Annotated in this window: 23 protein-coding genes and 1 pseudogene; 7 read left to right on the forward strand and 17 right to left on the reverse strand. The window is 41.8% G+C overall.

Annotated elements, in window-relative coordinates; all coding sequences use genetic code 11:
• Window positions 1-296: 296 nt before the first annotated feature.
• Window positions 297-908 carry a DUF2913 family protein gene (locus R7Z77_RS22010; RefSeq protein ID WP_159408527.1) on the reverse strand — a complete coding sequence of 204 codons (612 nt, stop codon included), beginning with the start codon at window positions 906-908 and terminating at the stop codon, window positions 297-299.
• A gap of 259 nt (window positions 909-1167) precedes the next feature.
• Here R7Z77_RS22010 and R7Z77_RS22015 point away from each other — a divergent pair, with 259 nt between their 5' ends.
• A complete protein-coding gene (locus R7Z77_RS22015) occupies window positions 1168-2118 on the forward strand; it encodes a DNA-binding protein (RefSeq protein ID WP_032073031.1) in 951 nt (316 codons plus the stop codon).
• 2 nt (window positions 2119-2120) lie between these two features.
• Window positions 2121-2609, forward strand: a complete 489-nt coding sequence (locus R7Z77_RS22020; RefSeq protein ID WP_159408528.1) for a hypothetical protein — start codon at window positions 2121-2123, stop codon at window positions 2607-2609.
• Here R7Z77_RS22020 and R7Z77_RS22025 read toward each other — a convergent pair.
• From R7Z77_RS22025 to R7Z77_RS22035, 3 genes are read right to left on the reverse strand one after another with little or no spacing between them, the layout of a single operon-like run.
• On the reverse strand, window positions 2606-3394 hold the full coding sequence (locus R7Z77_RS22025; RefSeq protein WP_102558614.1) for a hypothetical protein: 789 nt from the start codon (window positions 3392-3394) through the stop codon (window positions 2606-2608). The two genes, R7Z77_RS22020 and R7Z77_RS22025, sit on opposite strands and share 4 nt — an antisense overlap.
• Before the next feature lies 1 nt (window position 3395).
• Window positions 3396-4364 (reverse strand): tyrosine-type recombinase/integrase, encoded by a 969-nt coding sequence (locus R7Z77_RS22030; protein ID WP_014386790.1) that lies wholly within the window; start codon window positions 4362-4364, stop codon window positions 3396-3398.
• A 57-nt stretch (window positions 4365-4421) separates the two neighbouring features.
• Window positions 4422-4970: a dual specificity protein phosphatase family protein gene (locus tag R7Z77_RS22035; RefSeq protein WP_014386789.1), complete on the reverse strand. Its 549-nt coding sequence runs from the start codon at window positions 4968-4970 to the stop codon at window positions 4422-4424.
• 986 nt (window positions 4971-5956) lie between these two features.
• On the opposite strand from R7Z77_RS22035, the pseudogene R7Z77_RS22040 reads away from it, so the two are divergent.
• Together R7Z77_RS22040 and R7Z77_RS22045 are read left to right on the forward strand one after the other, a co-directional pair.
• Window positions 5957-6877 (forward strand): annotated as a pseudogene (locus R7Z77_RS22040) (hypothetical protein); the annotation flags it as partial.
• Window positions 6874-7332, forward strand: coding sequence for a hypothetical protein (locus R7Z77_RS22045; RefSeq protein ID WP_014386785.1), 459 nt, complete (start codon window positions 6874-6876; stop codon window positions 7330-7332). The pseudogene R7Z77_RS22040 and the gene R7Z77_RS22045, both read left to right, overlap by 4 nt.
• Before the next feature lie 91 nt (window positions 7333-7423).
• Here R7Z77_RS22045 and R7Z77_RS22050 read toward each other — a convergent pair whose 3' ends face one another.
• Window positions 7424-8779 carry an SIR2 family NAD-dependent protein deacylase gene (locus tag R7Z77_RS22050; RefSeq protein WP_014386784.1) on the reverse strand — a complete coding sequence of 452 codons (1356 nt, stop codon included), beginning with the start codon at window positions 8777-8779 and terminating at the stop codon, window positions 7424-7426.
• 364 nt (window positions 8780-9143) lie between these two features.
• Here R7Z77_RS22050 and R7Z77_RS22055 point away from each other — a divergent pair, with 364 nt between their 5' ends.
• From R7Z77_RS22055 to R7Z77_RS22065, 3 genes are all read left to right on the forward strand, one after another.
• Complete coding sequence (locus R7Z77_RS22055; protein WP_014386783.1) at window positions 9144-9491, forward strand: hypothetical protein; 348 nt, start codon at window positions 9144-9146, stop codon at window positions 9489-9491.
• A complete protein-coding gene (locus tag R7Z77_RS22060) occupies window positions 9488-10258 on the forward strand; it encodes a hypothetical protein (RefSeq protein ID WP_101905927.1) in 771 nt (256 codons plus the stop codon). Before R7Z77_RS22055 ends, R7Z77_RS22060 begins: the two co-directional genes overlap by 4 nt.
• A gap of 825 nt (window positions 10259-11083) precedes the next feature.
• A complete protein-coding gene (locus tag R7Z77_RS22065; RefSeq protein ID WP_014386779.1) occupies window positions 11084-11377 on the forward strand; it encodes a helix-turn-helix domain-containing protein in 294 nt (97 codons plus the stop codon).
• Window positions 11378-11379: 2 nt separating this feature from the next.
• Here R7Z77_RS22065 and R7Z77_RS22070 read toward each other — a convergent pair whose 3' ends face one another.
• The 12 genes from R7Z77_RS22070 to R7Z77_RS22125 all read right to left on the reverse strand — a co-directional run.
• On the reverse strand, window positions 11380-12834 hold the full coding sequence (locus tag R7Z77_RS22070; protein ID WP_014386778.1) for an LPD1 domain-containing protein: 1455 nt from the start codon (window positions 12832-12834) through the stop codon (window positions 11380-11382).
• 372 nt (window positions 12835-13206) lie between these two features.
• Window positions 13207-13647, reverse strand: coding sequence for a hypothetical protein (locus tag R7Z77_RS22075; RefSeq protein WP_032073026.1), 441 nt, complete (start codon window positions 13645-13647; stop codon window positions 13207-13209).
• Window positions 13648-13724: 77 nt separating this feature from the next.
• The gene (locus R7Z77_RS22080) at window positions 13725-14276 is read right to left on the reverse strand and encodes a hypothetical protein (protein WP_032073025.1); all 552 of its coding nucleotides are present in this window, start codon (window positions 14274-14276) and stop codon (window positions 13725-13727) included.
• A gap of 312 nt (window positions 14277-14588) precedes the next feature.
• The gene (locus tag R7Z77_RS22085; RefSeq protein ID WP_014386774.1) at window positions 14589-16367 is read right to left on the reverse strand and encodes a toprim domain-containing protein; all 1779 of its coding nucleotides are present in this window, start codon (window positions 16365-16367) and stop codon (window positions 14589-14591) included.
• Window positions 16368-16516: 149 nt separating this feature from the next.
• The gene (locus R7Z77_RS22090) at window positions 16517-17077 is read right to left on the reverse strand and encodes a hypothetical protein (RefSeq protein ID WP_014386773.1); all 561 of its coding nucleotides are present in this window, start codon (window positions 17075-17077) and stop codon (window positions 16517-16519) included.
• Window positions 17078-17296: 219 nt separating this feature from the next.
• Window positions 17297-17854, reverse strand: a complete 558-nt coding sequence (locus R7Z77_RS22095) for a hypothetical protein (RefSeq protein WP_014386772.1) — start codon at window positions 17852-17854, stop codon at window positions 17297-17299.
• A gap of 82 nt (window positions 17855-17936) precedes the next feature.
• A complete protein-coding gene (locus R7Z77_RS22100) occupies window positions 17937-18842 on the reverse strand; it encodes a hypothetical protein (protein WP_014386771.1) in 906 nt (301 codons plus the stop codon).
• Between the two features lie 86 nt (window positions 18843-18928).
• Window positions 18929-19315, reverse strand: coding sequence for a hypothetical protein (locus R7Z77_RS22105; protein ID WP_014386770.1), 387 nt, complete (start codon window positions 19313-19315; stop codon window positions 18929-18931).
• 83 nt (window positions 19316-19398) lie between these two features.
• Complete coding sequence (locus R7Z77_RS22110) at window positions 19399-19632, reverse strand: hypothetical protein (protein WP_014386769.1); 234 nt, start codon at window positions 19630-19632, stop codon at window positions 19399-19401.
• Complete coding sequence (yfbR, locus tag R7Z77_RS22115) at window positions 19629-20468, reverse strand: 5'-deoxynucleotidase (RefSeq protein WP_181726410.1); 840 nt, start codon at window positions 20466-20468, stop codon at window positions 19629-19631. The genes R7Z77_RS22110 and yfbR overlap by 4 nt, the downstream gene beginning before the upstream one ends.
• Window positions 20469-20880: 412 nt before the next feature.
• On the reverse strand, window positions 20881-21240 hold the full coding sequence (locus tag R7Z77_RS22120) for a hypothetical protein (RefSeq protein WP_025624789.1): 360 nt from the start codon (window positions 21238-21240) through the stop codon (window positions 20881-20883).
• A 338-nt stretch (window positions 21241-21578) separates the two neighbouring features.
• On the reverse strand, window positions 21579-22260 hold a 682-nt coding region (locus tag R7Z77_RS22125; RefSeq protein ID WP_225468083.1), incomplete at its 5' end, for a Tn3 family transposase.

Consider the following 22260-nt stretch of genomic DNA (forward strand, 5'->3'; position numbering starts at 1 on the left):
TATTTACCTAATTTGCCACACTTATAAGTAGTAACCCACCTCCGCAGCCATTTATTGGTGTGGTCTACAGAGGATTATGTCTTTTTAGAGGGGAAAATCCCTAGAACCCCATTTATGAACAATCCAAGGAAAGCTCTTTTATCGACATTAATAGTGTTTATGAGAGTCTAGAGTCTGCACGTTTAGAAAAGGGGCTTAAAACTAACTTTAAGCATGTGAAAAACCTCAAAGCTAAACATCGTGCTTGAACTTAGCACTCAGGGCAGTGTAGTAGCGGTTTGCATCCTACACTGCCATCAGTCACACTCCTTTTCATGTTCTTTGTGAACGGCTCTTTTCATTGCGGCAGGGTGAACATAAAGGTTTGCTTTACTCTCATCACTATCAAGAATCTCAATATAGAAATGACCATGTTCTTCGGCCAACGCTGGTATTTGCTTCCATTTTGAAGAGTTCACAGATAGAGCAATTGGGGCTACTTGCCTCCCATTATCGTCAAAGCCATTATCAATGTGATCAGCTAACAAATAAACTCTATTCGAAACGACAGCAGTATTTTCTTTAAATAACTCACTGTAAATAGCTAACGTACTCTCAATTAAGTTGAGGAATCCGTAAAACTTTTCAACATCATTGCCATAATTATTAACAAGAGATTTGAGCCTCCACAATTGCTCTTCCAACTTGTCACCTTTCTGCCCAGCGTAAATAAGAGCTTTAATATCTTTTCTTGTCTCCTTGTATGCTGCTTTTTTGAGTAAGGATTTCAGATAACGCATAACAATCGCATTTCGCTGGTGGAGAGGCACAAACCGACGTGTATCGCTACATTCCATATAAAGGTGTAACAATGTATTGATTACTAAGTCATTTACCAATTGTGGATAATCACCACTTTTTCTTCTCATTTATCACACCTCGCACTTAAAGAGTTGGTTTAGAACTGGTGTACCGAAAGTACAGTAATCGGTACACCTTACAACCTGTTCATTCTCGATTTAAACCATAATAACATCCTTAAATATCAGTCTGTTATGATTATTTATCTAGATGCAAAACAATCAAACTGTACCGCCATTCAATTCTAACGTATTAAAGGTACACTTGTTTGTAACTGTACCGTATTTGGCATACTATTGACGGTATACTTGATTTTTTTGAAGAGAAATGATTATGGAAAAGCGGCAACAAAGTCCTGCATTGACTTATTCAGACGTAAAAGGTGTCTGTGACCGTCTACATGCTTCCGGAGAAAAGATAAGCGGCAATCGAGTGATCGCAGAACTTGGCAGAGGTTCCAAAGGAACGGCTCTAGGCTTTGTTAGGCAGTGGCGTGAAGAGCTCGAAGCATCCCAGGCTCATTTAATGGAATCAATGGGATTCAGTGATGCATTTGCTGACTCATTTATGAAAGAGATGGGCAGGTTTCAAACTGCTATTGAATCTCGCTTTGAAGAAACGCTACGTGCTGCTAAAAGTTCCGAAGCAGAGGCTCTTTCTGCCTTAGCTGATGCTGAAAGCAAAATAGAGCGCCTTCAATTTGAAGTTCAAAAGAAAGAACAGTTGGCACAGGAACATAGCGAACAACATGCAGCGGCCAAATCATCTTGGACTACTACTGAACAGACACTGCGTGATCAACTAGAAGAAAAGAGTAGGGTGATTGTTGAACATCGAACTCAGATTGACCGATTAACCACAGACTTAGCCAAAGCGGAGATGCGTCTTGAGGACAGCAGTAAGCTGGTAGAAGAGGCTCAATCTAACCGTGAACAACTACGCTCTGAGTTAAAAGATATCCGCGAAAAACTCACCCAAGCAGAAACACAAAACGCGACTATAAGTGCTCAAAATGAAGCACTCCGTGAATCTTTAAAAGCAGAGAAAGAATCGCATCAAACAACTCAGGATAGAGTTAACCATCTTCAAGAGCGGCTTATGCAATCAGAGAAAGGGTTGGGGCGACTGGAGACAATTAGCGAAGCTCTCGATACCGAAAAAGCAGCTCACGCGGCCACTTCAAAAGCAAAAAGCAAACTTGAATCTGATTTGAATTCCGAACGCAAAGCTCATATCAGTACAAAGAAAAAATTGTCGCAACTTGAGGTGAAAGATTAGTTATGAGCGAAACTAAATTGTTTGGTGAAGCTTTTAAAATCTATAACAAATACCAGCGTGTTGTAGTTCAGTTCCAGTATACAGAGACCCAAAAGGATGAATATCCTTCGGTCACAATCGAGATTGCGCCACTTCTTGGCACTGATGCAAACTGGCAGGAAAAAATTTCCGTCCAGTTGACAAGGTATGAGCTTACCAGCTTTACTCAGGTACTGTTCGGCCTTGCTCGTTTATCTGAGGGGGCTTATCACGGTTCTAAGCGTAACAAAGGTTTCAAATTACAACATAATGGACCCGAAGGGATTTCACTATCCTTATCAGAAGCAGGGCAGGTTAAACAGTGTTTGTTTAATCCGCAAGAACGTACTGAATTAGGTTCGTTTATCATTCGACGTCTTGCTATGGGATGGAAAATGACGGTTGCTGATGTGTTGGCAATACTCCGCCAAAGCGCTTTGCTTGAGAGAACAGCTAAAAAAACAGAGAGCTAGCGTTTTGAAACCATAGCGATCATCAGCAATATTACCCACCAAGGCATAGAAAATACAATTGTGGCAGACATAATAGATACACTGTAAAGCCAATAACCAACCACCATTTCGGTTAGTGGATAATAAGCCTCGAAAATGAAGACAATCCCCGTTAATAACACTCCTACGGCTATCGCTCCCTTCCATGCGCTCTGCATATCAGCTTTGCTTGGTGTCGAGTGAAACGCCACAACGCTGCTGATCAGCATCCAGAGCCAGAACTGAGGCTCCGAGCTCACGGAAAGAATCGCAATACCAGCACCAGAAATGCCGTACTGCACAGCATAGAAAGCATCTTTGACTGGATCGCCCGTTATTCCCATAGGAATTTCTACTATGCGCCAAGCCAGCGTATCCAATAAGCCTGGAAGCATTAGCTTTGTAGTTAAGTATATGACTGCACCAGCTCCTATCAAAGGAGCAATACCAATAAAGAAAAGCCCGACATTTTGCAACGGTGACAACACGTTCCATTGATGCTCGACGTATCCCAAGCGGCCATGCCCAGCTGTGTATTCAAAAAACTTTATTTTGGTTATTCGGTGCCGAAAAAGGAACGCCGCAATAGCATGACTGAGTTCATGAATAGGCACTCCAATAGCTGCTGTAGCTAAGTACACCCCCCGGCTGGCTTTATTGCGAAGCGCAATAGGGGTTAACAACTTTCCAATAAGGTTTTGAATAATGACCACCAGCACAATGGGCAGCAAACCAACTAAAAACCATGTCAGAAATGATACGAGCATGTTAAATTACCAACCTCTTACTTGCATTTCGCATTTGCTCATCTTTGATGCGAATATACCTTTGAGTGGTAGTAACGCTAGCATGTCCCATCATATCCTTTAAGGTCATGATATCAACGCCAGTTTCCAATAAGTCGTTCGCGTAAGTCCGACGCAAATCATGAGGAGAGCAATGCTCTAACCCAGCTTCCATTCGTCGAGTTCTCAAGATTTCGTAGATTGCCTGATCTGTCATTCGACTGTCTTGTACATCATCATGTCGTCGAATTCTTGGAAAAAGAGGCCCAGGCTGTTCACCTCGAACATCATTAACCCACAATTTTAATCTTCTAAGCGTTCCGTCGGGCATAAAGGCCAATCGTTCTTTATTACCTTTACCCATAACTGTAATTGCTTGTTCTCGCCAATTTATATGGCCTAGATCTAGGGCCACTATTTCACCTCTCCTTAAACCGCAGCCTAAAAGCACCCCAAAAATTGCACTATCTCTAACTCCTTTACATCGTGAGTCTTCATCACACACTTTGAAAAGCTGGGCAACTTCATGACGTTCTAGCGCTCTCCCTTTGGGAATTCTTTCGCCACGCACATTCTTTATTTGCTTGATATGGTGATAACTTTCCATATCAATCTGCTTCATTGTCCATGCTTCAAGAGCGACGCCTTTTAACCCAGCAAGATAGGTGTTAATGGTGTCTGGAGCTCTTCCTGCATCAATAAGCAAGTCAATAATACCCTGGACATGGTGGCGTCTCATTGTCCCCCAGTCACAATGAAACATGCTTTGGTTGCCCGTCATTTTGGCTACATTATTCAGGAAGTAACCCATTTTTTGACGGCTAAGCTTTGAGCGGAGACTAAGTAAATAGGCTGATGCCGCGTTAGTTTTTATACTGCTCTTAATCTGTTCTGCGGTGATCAGCTCTCCTTGTTGTTCCGCAGTTATTATGTTGTTAGCGTGATATTCCATGTTGGTTTCTCTTCTTTTCATGCACGTTGTATCGAGAGTAGGGGCCACATTCACTGATTATTTTTTAAGCCCTAAAGCTACCATCAATAAATCTACGAACTTCTGGGATATTGTTGGTTGCTTTTCTTCTTTAGGAGCTTTAGCAGCTTGTTCATATTGCTGGATCAAGGGTTCAAACCGTACTGGATTACATAGCAATTTATATACAGTCATATTTGGGCTCTCAATTGGTTTATTGCTTTCAAAACCGAACTGATCCACCAGGTATTTAGCAACAGCTCCACTGCGTGAACGACCAAAATAGCAGTGAACGTAGATTTTATTCACTCCAGAAGAGATTAGTTGAGATATGAAATTTTTTAGTTTCTCTGCCTGTTCTGAATCAATATAAGAACAATAGCGCATTCGAAACTCATCTTTATGGATGTGGATAGCGTCTTCACTATAGCCTCCATCAAAAAAAGAATCTCTGTATATCAGCTCCCAGGAACCTAGTTCAGCTAAAGGTTTTCCCGGATCGGTGATAGAAATCATTGCTACTCCGGGCTCTGGGTGAATAGTCTCAGCCTCTCTCTGGCTAACAAAAATAACTTTTCCGTTACACATTGGCTTCTCTTCGAGTGTTCTTTTGGGACAATAAAGGGAATTTTGTCTTTGTTTTGTTAGAACGGCTTTGTATCTGGCTGTTTTTTAATTACTTTTACTCTTTGTTCGTTTGGTGCAATCTTGGTTTTGCTCGCTGTTTCACTAGAACAGTCAATACCTGCTTGCGTCTTTGGGGTGGGAATCTAATAGTTCTTTGGCCTGGCGTTCACCTTCTGCTGTATTAACTGGAAGGGTTGTATAAACACCATAATGGCGCATGTCTACAATATAGTCTCTACAGCATAGAGCTACATTATGAACTTTGCCCTCTGCATCGAGACCACCAAAGGTATGACATGGCTGAGTAAACATTCGCTTGCACTTTGAGCAACGAGCGCTGTTTTTGTTGATCACTCTACTTAGAACTTTTTCAAACTTTGTTTTATTTAGCATATGTTACCTCCAGAACCTAAGCATCTTCCGTGACCGCGTAACAAATAAAATCCATAGCTCCTCGTTAACACCGTGCTCAAGAGTATGTTTTTTCATGTCCTCTTTTAGTTTATAGAACTCCCTTTTAAACAAGACATGCCGTATAAGGGTAACTGCAAAACCAAGAGTTGAAAGTACTGCTGCTACTAGTGCCATTTCAGTTAAATCCACGATTTTCCGCCTCCGTACCTTGTTGTGCCGAAATATGAAAATAAAAGTGTGTAGGTAAAATAAAGTTTGCCAACATACAACTCTATGTAGAATAGAGTTCGCCAAAATGGATAACGCCACTGCTAAACCACCCGGTATATCATGGTTTTAGAATAGGACGGCTATCGTTCCTTTTATCCACTCAAAAAGGTGCTTATACGTGACTTTATGCCCCTCGTGCGCGAAAAGTGAGTCGCAAACTATTCGACCTTTAAATTTTACAAGCTCTACTTTGGAAAAGGTACATTTTCGTAAGTAGAGAATTTAAGGTTAATATTACACCAGTTATTGGCTGTCTTGGAACAATAAAGTTTGTGACCACATTAACTGAAGAATGGCGCAAAGAAACCACTTACCCAGATAAAAAATACAAAGACTCCATTTGGGTAAATAAAGCATACCGCTCCAAGCCCCCAACATTGATTACAGGCTGGAATCACCGACTACAGCGTTTTTGTAATCAGTTTAATTTCATTGTAACCGAAGAGGATTTCGTTGAATGCCTTGAGTCGAATCCTCGCTCACCAAGTCGTGTAAAAAAAGATGTAATTGTTGGAAAACCATGGCACATGACACCCCATCAGTTTAGGCGTACCTTGGCTTTTTACTGCATCAAAAACCGTCTAGGTACTTTGGTTGCGCTCAAACAACAATTTAAGCACCTCTACCTCTCGATGACCGAGTGGTACACCAATGGTGGCAAACTTGCGAGCCTACGGGACCTGAAAGTGGACGAGAAAGTGCAAAAGGCACTCGATGAAATCAATGCAGAAACCACCGCGAATAAAATCTTTAGACAGTGGCATTCTGATGAAACGCTATCAGGGACTCATGGCAAAGCAATCATGAAAATGCGAGGGGATGTGCCGACCATTTATAGCTCATGGGACGTTATCTATAAAGCAGTAAAGGATGGCAAATTGACACTGCATGGTTCAATGCACAGCTATTGCAAATCTGGTTATGATTGCGATATGGACGGTGTGGTCACTCCCCAGTTCTGTGTTGATTGTGGCTCTGGAAGTAGCATCATTGACGAGCAGCAGGCTAAGTGGTGGCAGAAAAAGCACCGCAGTCTAGTTGCTTACATGGAATCTGGCGAAGAAATTTCGGTAAGTGAACATAGCCACTATGTCACTCAAGTAAGAGCCGCAGAGAAAGTCATGGCTGACTTTGATATGTCCTTTACCCCTTTTGAACCTGATTTGGAGGTAGCTAACTTATGAGCAAGAGCGAAAATACACTATTAGTATTAGAGGCAGCTCTAGAGCGCATTAAACAAGGAAAACCTAAACGTATTCCCGCTCACCGTAAACTTAGTGTTAGAGCTGTCGAGGAAGAGGCGAATTTGGGTAATGGCAGTGGCTATTACTACCCTGATTTTGTTGAGAAGGTTAAACAGACCAAAGCTGAAATTGCGACAGGCAAAGGTGAAATAGTCCAACCAGAGATCCAGACTGTACGCACCAAGCTAAACGAACAAAAGCGTATCAAGCAAAACTACAAAGAGAAGTATGATACCGTTAGGCAGCAATTAGCAGACTTTGCAGCAGCTCAGCATCATCTGAATGACAGACTCGTTAAAGCTCTTAGTGATAAAGAAGAGTTAGAGTTTGAAAACACCAACCTTAGAGCACAATTGGCTGAACTGAAAAAGACGAAAATTATACAAATAAAGTAGCCTTCATCTGCATGACTTTAATGCTTATGACCTGAACTTCCAAAGGGTTTAGAAGATTTTACTTAGGTTGCGCAGGTCATACAAAAAACATTTACAAATCTAAATTATACTCTTCGCCATTTTGGACTTTTTGAAGCAAATCTACGGCATTTTGCGAGTATTTGTGAGTCATGGACTTTGCTCCCGTTTTTATCGAGAGATGGTAATTATTATCAGAGTTTTTAATGTTGACTCCTTTATCCTCCCATATCTTATTGAGCAGTTGCTCTGCGTGGTTCCAATAACTCCCCCCCAAAGCCTTAGCAACATCAGTCAAAGTGTAATCAAAATTAGCGTTTAATGCCTGAACATCAGTAAGGTGGGTTATTCCAAATAAAGTTGGTAATTTCTCAGAGTTTTCCTCAATATCCTGAAGCATTTTAAAGTTAAAGGGCAATTCCTGCTTAGGTAGATCTGAGTTTGCTAGCTGATACGTCCGAGCAAGCAAGGAACGGATAAGCCGCGGGTTTACCGTTATCTCAGGAGTGCAAGATGACAAAGCATCAAAAATCCACTTGAAGCCAGAAGCATAAATAACCTTTAGTCGAACGCTTCTCGTCGCATCAATAGTAACTAGTTGTTCTGTTGGAAGATCGCGCTTATTCTCTGAATCTGGTTCAAAACACACCATATAGATGTTTGGTATTAACTCACCATTAGGCGCAAGGATCTCGTCGATATCTGACAAAATACCTTTAATGTTGGTATCTGTAGCGCTATAACCAAAGAAAAAGAGTGGGTGTTCTGCGAAGTAAGTCAATAATTTAGCACTTAAATACTTTTTCCGCTTATTGAAGTCAGTATAGTCTTCGGCTGTAAGAACAATCGTTTCATATTGAGATGAACAGCCATGCATTTTGAGAATTTCACCGTAAGAAGTATAATTGGCTCTCACTATCTCTTGTCCAACAACTTTATGATAGTCAGGAAAAATTTTCTCTAAGGCATCATCGTAATTTGTTGTAATAATAGAGTGGGGCTTAACCTTTCTAAGTGATTCAATTTCATCTCTATAAGCATTAGCTTTAACATCAAACTTGTCAGCTAAACCATTGATATAAGAAGCCACTTCATACTTGATATAACTATCTTTAGTTACTTCAGGTTCAAACATCTCATTGGGAAACTTATCTTGCCCATCCTCCCAAGCCCACTCTGAATAAGTGTCAGCAAAAACAGATGCAATTTTTGTATTATCCTTGGCGTACTGCTGCTGATAATAAGCAAAGCGCTTTGTGATAAGAGGGCAACGCTCAGCTAAATCAAGCATTAGAGTATCCCAGCAAGGGGCATCAAAATACCTCTGAGACATGCCTGAGCCAACAAACAAAATGGGCTGCACTTGTAAATTTTCCATACAGGCTTCGATGTCTGCTTTAACAGACTCTTTATATTGCTCGTAAATCATCGATCTCCCTCTCAAATTGCACTTACCTAAGCCCTCTTAGACAGATATGCTTGTAGTTTATATTCAACCATTCTGACGCTATAGACAGTATTTTGACAAGCACATAATCTGTAGATTTAGACAGTCAAATACTAAAAAGAAAAAATAAGCAACATAAGGCATAAAACAGACTCTTTTATATGTCACTAATTATTGCATAGACACAGTTCTGGAAAGTGCTAAGGTAAACTTACTCCCCTCTTACGAAAACCAAAACAATCAATTGATTAAAAGGGGAAAATTGAACCTTGCAAATCGTAACATCTTATCGATTCCAGCGTTGTAAAATCAGACAATCATCAACTTGAAGTTATAGGGGGCGGTTTTGAGCAACACTCAACCCATATCCAAAACAGGTATGCAAGAAAAACTAAAGCAAGCGATCATCAGCGACGGGCCAAATACTCGTTACTTTCAAAGTCGGTTGCATGAATTAGCGTTTTATTATTCGCAACTCTGCGAGTATCAAACCAATATCTACGATACACACTTACAGTTTCGACCCATTCACCAGAAAGATATATCAAGAGCACGCGACCTGAGAAAACTACATTTAGCCTTATTTCATGAGTCTAAAAGCGAAGAGCTTGCCGAGATGGGGATTGATGCAAAGGAAGTAACTCAAAACATCAAGACAGCATTTGCTCAACTGACTTTGGGGAAATTGGGATGAGTTCATTTAATCCACCCGAGATCAGATATCAATACCTGAATTCACTGGGTATCACCTCAGAGGAGTTGCATGAACAGCACCGTTTAGCCTCAGCATTGATCGACAGCTTAGATAAAGGCACATTGACCAGTATTCGAAATGCTTTCTTAGACTCGACAAGAACGAGTAATGCTGGCGAACTTTTCATTAACATCGATAAGATAAATATCTTGTTGCGTACTGGCAATTCTGGAGCAGAACATTCCATGATACGCAATGGCTATGGCAGGTTAGTCTCACCTACCCGAAGTCATACGATAAATGGAGATAGGTGCATATCTGGCTTTGACTTTAAAGCATTGATTGAGGCGAGAATTCACATTTCTTCACGGAGAAATCAACGGCAAAACCTGTACCTCCGATACGTACATCAGTTGGTAGAGTACTTAATTTATCATCCAACGCTACGCGATTATCATAATTTATACGCTGATGAAGTGGAGCGATATCGACCACAACTAAAAAAATCCCGAATTGAACACTATAAAATCACACAGTGCGAATTTACTGGCGAATGCATTGATAACAACGCTAAGGTTGAATTTGCTCACATTGACAGCGTGGTAACTAACCCGCACAAGGCAATTAGCATTGATAATGGAGTAATTATACTCAAAAACATACATTCAGACATGACTCGAAAGCACATCCATACCTTCGAAGATATGTTGGATTATTGCATTGAGAATAATTACAGTATCTTATGGGCTGATAACTATGTCCGATAACGGTATCGCGTAAAAACTGTTAAAGGCAAAAATAATCGTATTCCCTTAGTCAGTTTTCTGGAAAGTGGTATCATCAGTGCTCCATTTTTAGAAAAATGGCCAAGAATCGATATTTTTCTGGAAAAAGCTAACAAGCCTTACCACTCAAACCTTTCCAGATTTATTTCAGAACCCACTTGTGTTGGTAGTTCGTACAGAGGCCAGAAAGTTTGTACACAAAGCCAAGATTGGGATAATAAAGTTTGTACAGTAGTTATTAAGGCCAACTAAAACATGGTGTTAGAGGTATGACTTACCGCAAGGTGCAGACAGAACTAAAGGGTGCAGCAAACCGATTACTCCTATTAGTGTACAAACTATATTGTACCAACTACCGCAACTAACTGATTTACTGTCCCGTTATGTACAAACTTTATTATGCGAGAACATTGGCTTGTGGCGACAAAAAAGTCCTCCCTCAGGTTGCATATTTCACCACCAGCCAATCCGGTTGGTTTTCGGCTAAAGTCTTGCGAATTATTCCACTCGGAATAATTGACCTTTGGGTGTATAATCCTACGGGGTTCTTATGGGTGAAACAGCATGTTCTTGTTAAACAATACAAATTTTGACATTAGCACTGCCGAGGAGATCCCTGAACGCATTCAGTTATTGATTGACTCATCATCTCCGCTAGAGGCAAATCTAATGACAATCGTAACTCAACGGGAAATGTATCTTGCCAACTTTTCCCGGATGAATGATCAAGAGAAATCCAATTTTGTCGCTTCGTTGACGCGCATGTTCATGCGTAACTCGTGGACTAGATAATTTTCAAGGTGTTTTGTGAATTTCTATCAGAAAGGAGGAAGTGAATATTTATTTGTCTGTGACCTGTTTAAGGAGCTTCGGAAAAAAAGCAACTTATCTCAGGCTGACGCGGCCAACCATATCGGTGTTAACCAATCTTTCATTTCCAAGTTCGAAAATGGTCATACTGGGATTGACCTATTTGATGCATTAGCTCTCCTTGACTTGTATGGTATCGATCATGTTGATTTTTTCTATATGCTTGATCAGTTTAAAAAAAAGGAGATTAGAAAAGGTGCTCTACTCGACTACTTTTTATCAAGAAGCTAAACCTAATTACTCCAAATCCCTTTCATTAGATTAAACATCGAGTAGTTTAAATTCTTGCGTTCATCGCCTTGCGGGTAAGGATGCTTGTCATGATGTTCTTTAGGCACATCTGAAAGTAAAGTGTCCATAACAAGCCAATCACAACTTATTCCTTTGCTTATAAGTGAGTCCTGGACAAAAGCTTCAAAAGCCCTGGCTAACATCTCGCTTCTTTCTATCCAGTATTTTCGCGCTCCCTTCTGGCCTGCCAGTTTCTGTGATTGATTGAAATACTTAGTACCAGAGCAAAGTTGCTTAGTAATGATATTCCTCATAAGGAGAATGTTTTTCCTGAACTTATCAGGTGCGTTTTCCATGTCTACGCCAGTAATAAACTCACTGATCAATTTACCCTCATATCCTCTAGACCTTGCCAGAAGAGCATCAACTCCGTGGAACCACTCGTGAGAAATTGCACCAGGTCCACTCCGCCGAGTCAAATTGATGATATTTAGGTCTGGCTCATAATGGGCGCTTGCTTTCCCCTGCCCCCTTGCGCCGAAAGCTATGCCAAGTTGTCCTCCAAGCCCTATCCATCCGTCTGGTATCTCTAATATATGAGCTAATACCTTGAATGCATAAAAGCTATTGTTTACAAACAGTTGACGTTCTTTGTCTGGCATAGAGCTCCCAAACTGAACTCCTCTAAAATTGAACGTGTTTATGAATTGTTCTGGTGTAACATCATAGCTGAGCTGTATGTTTCTTATCGTTTCGATTTTCTTTCTGGGGATATAGGGCGATACATCTAAATTCATGTGACAACGTAATGCATTTATAGCATCCGTTTCACTTTTGAATTTGTTAGGGAACTCTTCTGTTTCTTTATATACAAACCGTTTTCCTTGTATCGAGCACAGTCGGTAGAATCCCCCCTCGAAGGCCACCGGAAATAGGTCAACATTGTATGGCTTGATTGTATAAGGCCACCCTAATTTTGGCAGCAAATGAATTAAAGATGATTGTCGTAGCGTCAAGGCAAACGGAGTTTTGTAGGTTCTATTTTCACCTCTACCAACAGCGTACAATGGGTAAACATCTCTAATATGTTGCCTACCAGTTTTCTTAGGGATACCCATCCGACTCCGAAATCGTTCCGGTAGCAACTTTACATCATCATTGTCAGCTACGTTTTCAAACAACTCTTGCAAAACAAGTAGTGATTTTTCGTATGCGTTTGTCCATTGCTCTTGACTGACAGATGGCTGAGCTGGACGGGGGTTATTCCTCCAACCAGAATAGTAAACCGATAAATATGCGCATACTTCAACTGACAGACCATCATCACACAATTCTTGCCAATTAGGTTCCGGCCAAATTGATTTAAGGCTAATGTTTGTGTCGCCGTTATCTTTCCCTAATACCAAATGCTTCTTTGCAAAAGGTAAATACTCTCCGGTGTCGTCTAACTTGCCCATATAATAAGACTCTTGGTTCTACTATAGAATTACACTTATACACCAGAGAACACTTAGTTAACTAACGCGGAAATGCCCAATCTCGGCAGATTTATAATGCATGAACAAAGCCTTAAAAATCCAGCCTTCTTACCGATGCTTGTTCGCGTACTTGAGTTGGGTTCAATTGAAGTGCTTGGTTCATATGGTGTACTCCTTTCAAATGGGTACACCAACCCCAAGAGGGTGATGTACCCTCGTGGGTTATAAAAAGTGAATTAATGCTGTTTATTTATGGCGACCAGCTATCGCACATCAGCGCTCAAGGCACTTTCCTAAGAAACCTGTTTAGGATGCTTAGGAAAGCGAGGGGTTTCCCCCTGCGCTTTTGAACTATCCCAGGTTAACGACAGGGATACTTGCAACATTGACATTGAATACCCTGTCTATAACACTTTTTGCGAACTCAGCTACGGCGTATCCAATTGCCGAGTCCTTCTTATTTACACATATTTCAATTCGGGAAAAAGGAGTCAGGGGCAATGTTTCGCCTTCATGCTCAGAGCTATATTCAACAAGACATTCCCCATTTTCATCAGTACAAACATAAAGTTTATTGTTTTTAATCAAAAACCAGTCTGTAGCAAAACTATCGTGGTAAGTAAGACTACTAGTTTTTTTTACAACGACAGCCTGATAAAACCTTTGAACCTCTCCACCAGAAGCAATGTGTTCAACAACATTAATATAGTGGTATTGATATCCATCAATATTGCTATCGGTATCAATAATCACTTCCTGCCTTAATGAAGTGTTAAAAATATACTTAATCATTGTTATCTCCTTAGTTTTTAAGGAGAGAGCCCCTAGAGGGCACATCTCCCTCCAGGGTTAAACTGAAAAATTAATATTTATTCATTCAAAGTTAAAAACCATCGCTTCATTGGAACAGTAACTTCAATCATTCCATTACCACAATAAGCTCCCCAAAAGTTATAAGTAGTCTCAAACATATCGAACTCGAATAGTGTTTGAATATGCTTATCAGTAATGGGGTTAAATGGTCCACCGCAGCCAACATGCATCGCTATGCCATAATCTCGCATATCGAAATCATCTAGGTTTTTTCCACCCACAGAAGCTATCAAATTCTCACCTCTGATTTCACCTTCACGTAAAAGCAAGACTGCTTCTTCGTAACTCGCATATTGTGTCGTTAAATTCACAATATGGCCATGCTTAGGTTTGTGTTGTTCCGATAGTGATTTCAGTAGTTGCTTCACACTCTGAAATCTTGCGTAAAGCCCTGGCGTGAATTGTCCTGCGAAAGTTAAGTTCGGACAGATCAACTCAAGCATGTCGTCAGGTATAGAACTAAGCCCCATTTGCTTTGCAAGCGGCTCAGCTTTTTTCATTGCATCTTCAACTACCATTGGGTTTCGAAGATGTTGCGGCATATCCATAGTTATTCTCCTTTGGTGAGACGAACAGACCCATCAGGTTTGGTTCCCCTCAGTAATTAGATGGTCCGGTAGCTAAAATGCTACCGGAGTTTATTAACAATCTGAGCTGCCTGTTCTGCAAACGGCCCAGAGTAATGTATGTCCATTTTTTTTGAACACCAGACAGTTCCAATTATTAATTGGTTGAAGTTTCTGTCTTTGTAACGTTGACGCATCAATTCTAGATAGGCGCTCTCATCACCTTCCCACCCCAAAGGAGGTGAGAAGGGACAAGTAGCTTCGTTACCTGGCTCAGTGTTTACTTCTGCTAGGTTATACACGCCCATAAGCACCTGCCCTACGCGCAATAAACTCGCGGAGTGTACTAATCGGCGGGAATCCCATCTGTCCTTGAGTTACCAGGACATCGTTCCAATCTATACCTTTTGCACGAGGTGGAATGGGCAGCTTAGGTAACAGCACATGAACTGTATATCCTTGCTTTTCAAGCTTAGATTTCAGCACATTTGCGGAGCGTTCCCCTGTTAGCGACTTATCCTTATCTGCAAAGATAACGACAGTGTGGATGTCTAACTCGTCTGGAACTTCAAAGTTTTCCAAAAGAGTAGCATTCACTGTGGACCATGTAGGGATGTGAGTAGCACGGAACCCAGACAATGCTGTTTCCAAGCCTTCTGCCAAACCTAATACTCCTTCTGTTGGCATACCTAAGCGAACTGCACCGCCAGTGACACTCAATCCATCAGGAACAGGCATCATCTTTTTAGCGCATTCTACTTTGGCCTTCTTACCACTTTTGGTCAGATATGTACGATGTAAAGTAACCAAGTTTCCTTTCGCGTCTCGGATGGCTTGTACTGCGGCTGGAAATTTTCCAACCTCATTACCATCTTCATCGTAATAGGACATACTTGGGTGGAATCGCAGGCTGTCTGTCTGTTCTACTACATCATGTGCAAACAAAAGTTTGCGATTGACGAAATAGGCACGTAACGGCTCAGCTGCTGCACAGTTAAAGGGCAAACATTCATTCCAGATCTTCTCAATTTTTTCACAAAGGCGAGCATTGTAAACACGTTCGCGTTGAGCTCTCTTTTGCATTTCCTCTTGAAGTTCCATCAACCAAGGCTTTGACTGCTCAGCAAAGAGCGGAACAACCTTGCTTTCTGAATGTTCTTGTTCAACTACGGCTTCTTGGTGATGCTCAACAGGGCTACATGAAGAATGATTATCCTCATGTTGTTCTGTCGGAACATTTGAATCAGCCCATGACTCTTCGTTATAAGAACCAGGAGCAGAGTGAGAGACATAGCTGCTGTTTGAAACCTTTGCCTGCGCTACAGACTCTGGTTTAGCAGTACGAACACTCTTAGTTTTCACTTCAACCAACCACGTATTGCGATGTGTTTGAACTGGTTTCTCACCAATGATCTCTCCAGTGCCTTCTTCAAATACAGGCTGCATTACGGTAACAGCTTCACGTCCCAAATTTGTGAGAGTGACTTCATCACCATATACAGCACCGCATTCTCCGATTGCTCTTTCTAGATCAACGCCCCAAATCTTACGTTCATTGCCCGTTGATAAACGAATGTAAGCAAAATAGCTTGGTTCATTTATCGGGTCGTCCTGGTAAGGAGCTTGACCGTGAGCAATTAAAGTGCCCTGATACTTAGGGCGACGATTTGGATCGTATTTGGTGTTATTCACTTTTGCCGGAGCAGATTGCTGTGCTCGGCGCGGTGAACTTGTATTATTGGAGCTTTGCTGACGCTTGAAATGCTTTGGAGCCATCAACAAGTCACCAACTTGCTGTAGGCATTCAGTAAAATCCCACCCTCTTGCTTGGTTTAATAGCTCAAAGCCATCATGCCAAGAACCGCAAGAACAAATAGCACCACCTGTTTCGTGAGCATCTTTGAACATACGGAAGTCTTTTTTTCCACCATGAAACGGACATGTAACATGGGACTTTCCCGCTTTTTTGAGTGCTGGTTCCAGTTCAGGCATTAAATGCGCCAAAATGAAAAGCCATTGACCCTTAGCGAGGCTACGAACTTCGTCTGCTTTATAGAAATATGAGTTATCCATAGTGTTTCTCCTTAGCTGAAACCCCGACATCGAGGCTTCCCTAAGTCCCCCCGTATCAGGGGCTTTAGGGAAACCCCGACACCGGGAAAAAATAGCCAAGGAGGCTCCCCTACCGGAGATGCTCTCCCCGGCTGGGGTTTGATTTTGGGCTATTGACCATTAACTCTGCGTATGGCCTTACCCAAGAAGGATTGCATCAGGTGATTACCTGATGATTTGAAGTAAGTTAGCCAGTCGATCCAATTCCACTTAGCGTAATCATCAAGAGATGGAGGGTTAAAAGCTCCCCAAATCTTACTGTTTACGCCTTCGCGGAGAACGTAAGCTACTTTCTCGATTACTTCTTCTTTACTCATTAGAGTAGAGATTTTGCAAGGAGGCATCATAATGAGGCTCTCTGCTTGTTCATGAGTAATCTTCTCTATGGTGCCAGCGTTGATATCCACGACAAACGCTTTGGTTTCTGGTCCTTGTTCTGACCAGATCCAATACGTTATATGAACGGGATTAACGCCAAGTCCGACCGGAACGATTTGAGTTCCAGAAGGACGCAGTAACCAAACGAATTTACCGCTTGGATTGCTTTTGAAACGTTCGAGCTCTTTACCATCAATCTCCAAATTAGATTTGAAATGGAGAGGTAGTTTTTCCGCATTCGAAATTTCAAGCATACGTTGTTGCAGATGTTGCAGAATTGCAATGTTAGACATAGGTGTACTCCTACAGTTTGCAGGTACACCTGGCCCATGTCGGGTTGGTGTACCCGACTGGGTTATGAAGGGTGAAAGAGAACTTTCACTTAAATTGAATGCTGTTTGTTTTTAGCGACCAGCTATCGCGTCTTCACTCTCAATGAGAGTAGAATTCGTCACTTTCCGTTAGGTGCTCTATAACACCTAAGGGAAAGTGGGGGCTTTCGCCCCTCACTGTTAATCATCGTAGAAATATCCTTGCTTGTCACACGACTCTGATGCCGAATAGGCTTCATATCGCGCATTTTCGTTAAACGAAAATTTCAGAGGATAAGCAATTGAAGGCGGAGTTTGCTTTGTTAAACGTCCATTCCATTCATGCTGTTCCATTGTGCCAGATACTCCATCGACGGTGAACATTTCATCATAACCATTTATCTTTACAATCGGGAAGTCAAACAAGCCAAGAGCTTCTATCACCATCACCTTGTCTGAACAAGCATAAACTTGCTTGTTCTTATCTCGGTAAAAATCAAAGCCACAGCTCAGATAAACCCCTATGATCCGCAAAGTTTCGTCATCCATTCCAGATGCAATGTTCTTATCTAAGTTTGCTTTTGCCAGCCAGACATGGGCGTTGACTCCACCAAATATTCCATAGCCCTCGTAAGCATTTTCCTGTAATGGTTTCTGACCATGAGGTTGTAGTAAGTAAACAGTGCGAACTTGACGTCCAGAATATACATTCGAGATGCTTTCTTTTGAATCACACGTTTTCCAGCTAAAAAATCCCATAGTGTTTCTCCTTCAATTATTTAAATCGAAGGGGGTTGCCCCACAAGGGGAGCAAGCCCCCCTCTAGGGTTAAGTAAAAATGTTAGGCCGCTTTACGAACTAACGATTCCTGCATTTGATGATGTTCTGATATAGCATTTTTGAGCTGTATTTTACGAACTTCTGCTATGGCATTACTGACCAATTCGCGGCGGTAACTTCCATAACTTCTGTCATTAACATCTATAACCAGGCCACCTATAGATTCAGATGCTAGTTCCTCTTCCGTCTCTCGGTCGAGGATCTTAGCTTCCAACCTCAGATAGCGCTGCTTACCATCAACAATATCCTGTATTGTTTGTAATGCTAACTCTTCGTCCCAGCATCCAATATCAAAGTCATGCTCGGGATGCTCTTTAAGCTGGACTGTGTAGTCAGCTGTATTAAACTCCCAGGAAACAACTTCTTCGTATGGCGTACCTTCCACCAGCGCATAGCCTTCGGCTTCAAGCTGTTGGGATGTAGATTTGATGTCATGTTCGAGACGACCCACAAAGTCGTTCCAAATGCTTTGCCATCTAGTGATGTGCTCATCAGTCACTTCACCTGTTACCAGACCAGCGGCACGAATCGCTTCAAAATGCTCCTCAGAGAAACTTTCAAAATCGACTTCATGAAAAAGATCCATGCAGTTATAGTGGCTGTACCGATGCCCATGAGAGTTTCGCTCAATCGACATTCTGCAACATCCTATATCTGCTTCCCTTAATATTTCCAACATAGATAATGCTTCTTTACGAACCAAAAGGTTTTTTACGCGAAGTACGGCGTTTTCACCTGCTGTATTTGGGTCATAAATTCGCAGCATAAGCTTCTCTATATCATCCTCATCGAGGTTTCCATAGAAACTCATACCATCACCTTGACAGTAACTAAGGCTGTACTCGATTGTCAGACCTTCTGGGTAGCCAAGTTTTTTCAGTTGGTTATTGAAATGAGTTTTAATCATAGCTATCTCCTTGTTTTTTTTGAGGAGACACCTCCCCCTAAGGGATTGGTGCCCCCTTAGGGTTTTAATGATTTCGGATTTAATAGTTAAGCACAGATGTCCAAAAGACCTTTCCGAGCGATCAACTGATGCTCTTCAAAGTCTTCCGGTGCAGAAGTGTCATAACCTTCACCATCGCTGTAATCTGGAGTACCCAGCACGATGATGTTGCCTACAACAGGTGAATCTGCACCATGTAATATACAACCGAGCTTGATACCGCTACTGAACAGTCCTTCTTCATCAAGATAAAGACTGACTGTTTTTCCATTCGATAGCTCCCAATCAAAGCTCTGGACCATGCTACAGCCGATTAGCTTATACATAGTTTGTAATCCGTCTTCTTTTGGAATATCGACTGGAGTGCAGCCTTCTGCGGTTATTAAATAGCCTTTGTTAGTGGCCTTAGACATTGCTTCATCACAAATTGACATGGAATCCTCCAAATATGTCATTGAGGGACACCAAGGCCCCAAAGGGGCTTTGATGCCCCGTTAGGGTTTAAAGATTGGTTTACTTATACGGTCACAGCGTCGATATCTAGGTATTGGCGGCAACCTGTTTTAGGGTGACAGCGGTGGCGAAAATTGTGCTTACCACCTTGCGTACCCATGTATTGCCAACACTCTCCAGTAACTGACTCTTCACAAACCGCGTCGCCATTATTTAATGGATGTTGGGCCAATTCGTTCCACATTTTGTCCCATTCATCTGTATTTCTTTGTACTAGTTTGAAGTCATTATTATTCATACTTCGGTACTCCCAACCCACTGCTTTCCAAGGTATGCCTCAACTCCCATACAGGCCCATTCCGAAGAGATGGTTAACATGGAAAGTGTTTCATGAGTCCAAGGTGCAGTTGGCTTGATTCGTTTGAGCTCTTTGCCTTCGAGATCTGTCAGAATAAGATCTGATTGTTCATTTCCAGCAAGAATATCTGGCTCTCCCGGACGCTGATCAGTAACAAATTTGATGTAGCAACCTTCGTCATCGCTACATGACAGCAATTTATCTACTGACAAGTTAAGTCCAGCACCGAACCATTGATCTATTGCTTCGATCTCAGGGAAATCAGATTTCAACTGAGATACAACGCCAATCATCTTGTCGAGAGCATCTTGGAACTCCAGCGCATTGCCAGCTGCCACTTCAAGTTTGCACTTGATATATGCAGCGTAGGTATCGCAGGCTTTCACCAGTTGCTGTTCATAGCCACCTGGGGAAAATGCTTCCGCGACTGCACCTTGAAGCTCCAAAGGTAGCGTGTGAATTAACTGCTCCTCAGCAGCTTTTTCAAGTCGCTCGAACTCCCTCGCCAAAGTGTCATTAGCCTTTTTTACTGGCGTCACAACATCCTGACAGAGAACTTCGGCTACATCATGTAGTGCTGCGTGGGAAAGCATTTTGGCAAGATCGACCTTGTTCCCCTTTTGGTTTGCGACATGACCAGCGAGAAGAGCAAGCAACGTAACGGTAGCACTATGCTCCAAGACTGATTCAGGCTGTACTGAATGCATCAGTGACCAGCGTTTTATCAATCGTTGACGCAAAGCAAGTGCTAGGAATCCATAGTTTGAATTTGACATAGTATCCTCCAATGAAGTTTGAAGGGTACACAGTTACCACATAGGTCCCGTGTACCCATGTGGGTTAAGTTGTGAGAGTCCTTGTGGACTGTTCTTGAGGTGTATTTTCGGCCTGACACCGAAATATTTAATCAGATTTCTGATGGAATGTATTCCATTCAGAATGTAGTTGCTGCTTGTAGGCCAGCTACCTTTCAACGTCAGCAAAGCCGACATTTTTTTTAGTCTATCGCCAATCCAAATGGTTCACGAAACGTCTATTTGCCCTTTTAGGGCGTTTGATTCTCAATATCTCATTGTGGAGTCATTTTTGCTTGATTATCAGTGTCAAATTTTTCGAAGAAATCCCACACAATGATGCACGAATTTTTCCCTCTTGTTGTTGATTAGAGCGGATTTCTCCGCCCCAAATTCACACCCACTTAAATACAGCCCCTTTGCGACCAGCCATCTTTATCCGTTTACCCTCAAAGTAATTCCAGAAAGCACTACTCACGCTATCACAGCGTTGTTTTTGTGCTTTTTGATAGCATAACCAACCCTTTTTCAAATCATGCCAATCTAACAACCACGCATAGTTCTTATAGTAATCAAAAAACCAATTAACCTGATCAGGGCTATCACTATTCAGCGGATAACATTTAACGGCAATGAAAAACCGATTGCCTAAAGTCATTTTACTGACTGCACCGACTTCACCAAAAACCTCAAGGATTAAGGTTTGACCGCAAGCTGTTTGGGATGTGAACATTTCAGACGATACGTTATTCATAATTCCTCCTGCGATTGAAATAACGGTAAACGCCTTATGGTAGGAATGAATCAACGTCTGATTGTTAAAGAGCATGTTTAAGAATTAAGGGATAACTTTCCCCATAGAAATTGCTTTTCGTTTAATAAACCAACTTTGGCAGCGTTAATAAGATTCTGAGTATCAAGAACTCTGTCATAATAACGATCTATTCCTTCTTGATGCTTTTACGCTGATTTGGTCACTACTTTTTTTGCTCCAACTTGGGGTTCTAGGGATTTTCCCCTCTAAAGTAACATAGAATGCTACAGGCTTTGTATTATATAGCCTCCAGCTGTGGGTTACTTTCGTTTCCAAGCTTAATCATCCACGATTGGCTTCGTAATTTCACTAATATCAGGCAATTTTCCGGTATTGGTGAAGTTATACGTCCCGCTTAAGTTGATATTTTGCCATGCAACGGGCGAAACAGCACGAGTGATAGCCGCTTTTTCTTCATCACCTGTCGCTTCAAAGTGTCCCAGAAGATGACTCAGTATCGCGGAGTTGAAGTAGATGAGCGCATTGGCAAGCAATCTTGCGCATTCATTCCAGATAGCGATTTCAGACTCGTTTTTGCCACGGAACTGATCACCATTCACCGACGCAATGGCTCGTCTAAGGAAGTGCCATGCTTCTCCCCGGTTCAGGGCACGTTGCACATACTGCCGCAAACTGGCATCGTCGATGTAGTCAAGTAAATATTGCGCTTTAACCAGTCGATTATACTCCGTCAGAGCCTGTAATATTGGGTGTCCAGAAGGGTAACCAGACAACTTTCTTACCAGCATTGCTTGTGTCGTCCGCTTTGTCTGAAGTGACAGAACAATACGCCTGATATCTTGCCATCCCGTTGTAATAACATTCGTTCTGATAGGCTTCTTTAGCGCCAGTATGGTGCTGCCTTGTTCACTTTCAGTCACATCAAACAGATCATTGATGACACTACTGAACTGCGCGTATCGCGGTGCAAAACTGTAACCGCATAGATCCAGTAAGGCG

The sequence above is a fragment of the Vibrio sp. 1401 genome (genome assembly GCF_033340295.1).

Excerpts from the sequence above, each read along its gene's own strand:
- R7Z77_RS22020 (WP_159408528.1), top strand. The coding sequence starts at position 2,121 with ATGAGCGAAACTAAATTGTTTGGTGAAGCTTTTAAAATCTATAACAAA.
- R7Z77_RS22085 (WP_014386774.1), bottom strand. The coding sequence starts at position 16,367 with ATGGATAACTCATATTTCTATAAAGCAGACGAAGTTCGTAGCCTCGCT.
- R7Z77_RS22075 (WP_032073026.1), bottom strand. The coding sequence starts at position 13,647 with ATGATTAAGTATATTTTTAACACTTCATTAAGGCAGGAAGTGATTATT.
- R7Z77_RS22120 (WP_025624789.1), bottom strand. The coding sequence starts at position 21,240 with ATGAATAACGTATCGTCTGAAATGTTCACATCCCAAACAGCTTGCGGT.
- R7Z77_RS22070 (WP_014386778.1), bottom strand. The coding sequence starts at position 12,834 with ATGGGCAAGTTAGACGACACCGGAGAGTATTTACCTTTTGCAAAGAAG.
- R7Z77_RS22030 (WP_014386790.1), bottom strand. The coding sequence starts at position 4,364 with ATGGAATATCACGCTAACAACATAATAACTGCGGAACAACAAGGAGAG.
- R7Z77_RS22035 (WP_014386789.1), bottom strand. The coding sequence starts at position 4,970 with ATGTGTAACGGAAAAGTTATTTTTGTTAGCCAGAGAGAGGCTGAGACT.
- R7Z77_RS22105 (WP_014386770.1), bottom strand. The coding sequence starts at position 19,315 with ATGTCAATTTGTGATGAAGCAATGTCTAAGGCCACTAACAAAGGCTAT.
- R7Z77_RS22010 (WP_159408527.1), bottom strand. The coding sequence starts at position 908 with ATGAGAAGAAAAAGTGGTGATTATCCACAATTGGTAAATGACTTAGTA.
- R7Z77_RS22025 (WP_102558614.1), bottom strand. The coding sequence starts at position 3,394 with ATGCTCGTATCATTTCTGACATGGTTTTTAGTTGGTTTGCTGCCCATT.
- R7Z77_RS22080 (WP_032073025.1), bottom strand. The coding sequence starts at position 14,276 with ATGGATATGCCGCAACATCTTCGAAACCCAATGGTAGTTGAAGATGCA.
- R7Z77_RS22060 (WP_101905927.1), top strand. The coding sequence starts at position 9,488 with ATGAGTTCATTTAATCCACCCGAGATCAGATATCAATACCTGAATTCA.
- yfbR (WP_181726410.1), bottom strand. The coding sequence starts at position 20,468 with ATGTCAAATTCAAACTATGGATTCCTAGCACTTGCTTTGCGTCAACGA.
- R7Z77_RS22110 (WP_014386769.1), bottom strand. The coding sequence starts at position 19,632 with ATGAATAATAATGACTTCAAACTAGTACAAAGAAATACAGATGAATGG.
- R7Z77_RS22095 (WP_014386772.1), bottom strand. The coding sequence starts at position 17,854 with ATGGGATTTTTTAGCTGGAAAACGTGTGATTCAAAAGAAAGCATCTCG.
- R7Z77_RS22050 (WP_014386784.1), bottom strand. The coding sequence starts at position 8,779 with ATGATTTACGAGCAATATAAAGAGTCTGTTAAAGCAGACATCGAAGCC.
- R7Z77_RS22045 (WP_014386785.1), top strand. The coding sequence starts at position 6,874 with ATGAGCAAGAGCGAAAATACACTATTAGTATTAGAGGCAGCTCTAGAG.
- R7Z77_RS22100 (WP_014386771.1), bottom strand. The coding sequence starts at position 18,842 with ATGATTAAAACTCATTTCAATAACCAACTGAAAAAACTTGGCTACCCA.
- R7Z77_RS22015 (WP_032073031.1), top strand. The coding sequence starts at position 1,168 with ATGATTATGGAAAAGCGGCAACAAAGTCCTGCATTGACTTATTCAGAC.
- R7Z77_RS22090 (WP_014386773.1), bottom strand. The coding sequence starts at position 17,077 with ATGTCTAACATTGCAATTCTGCAACATCTGCAACAACGTATGCTTGAA.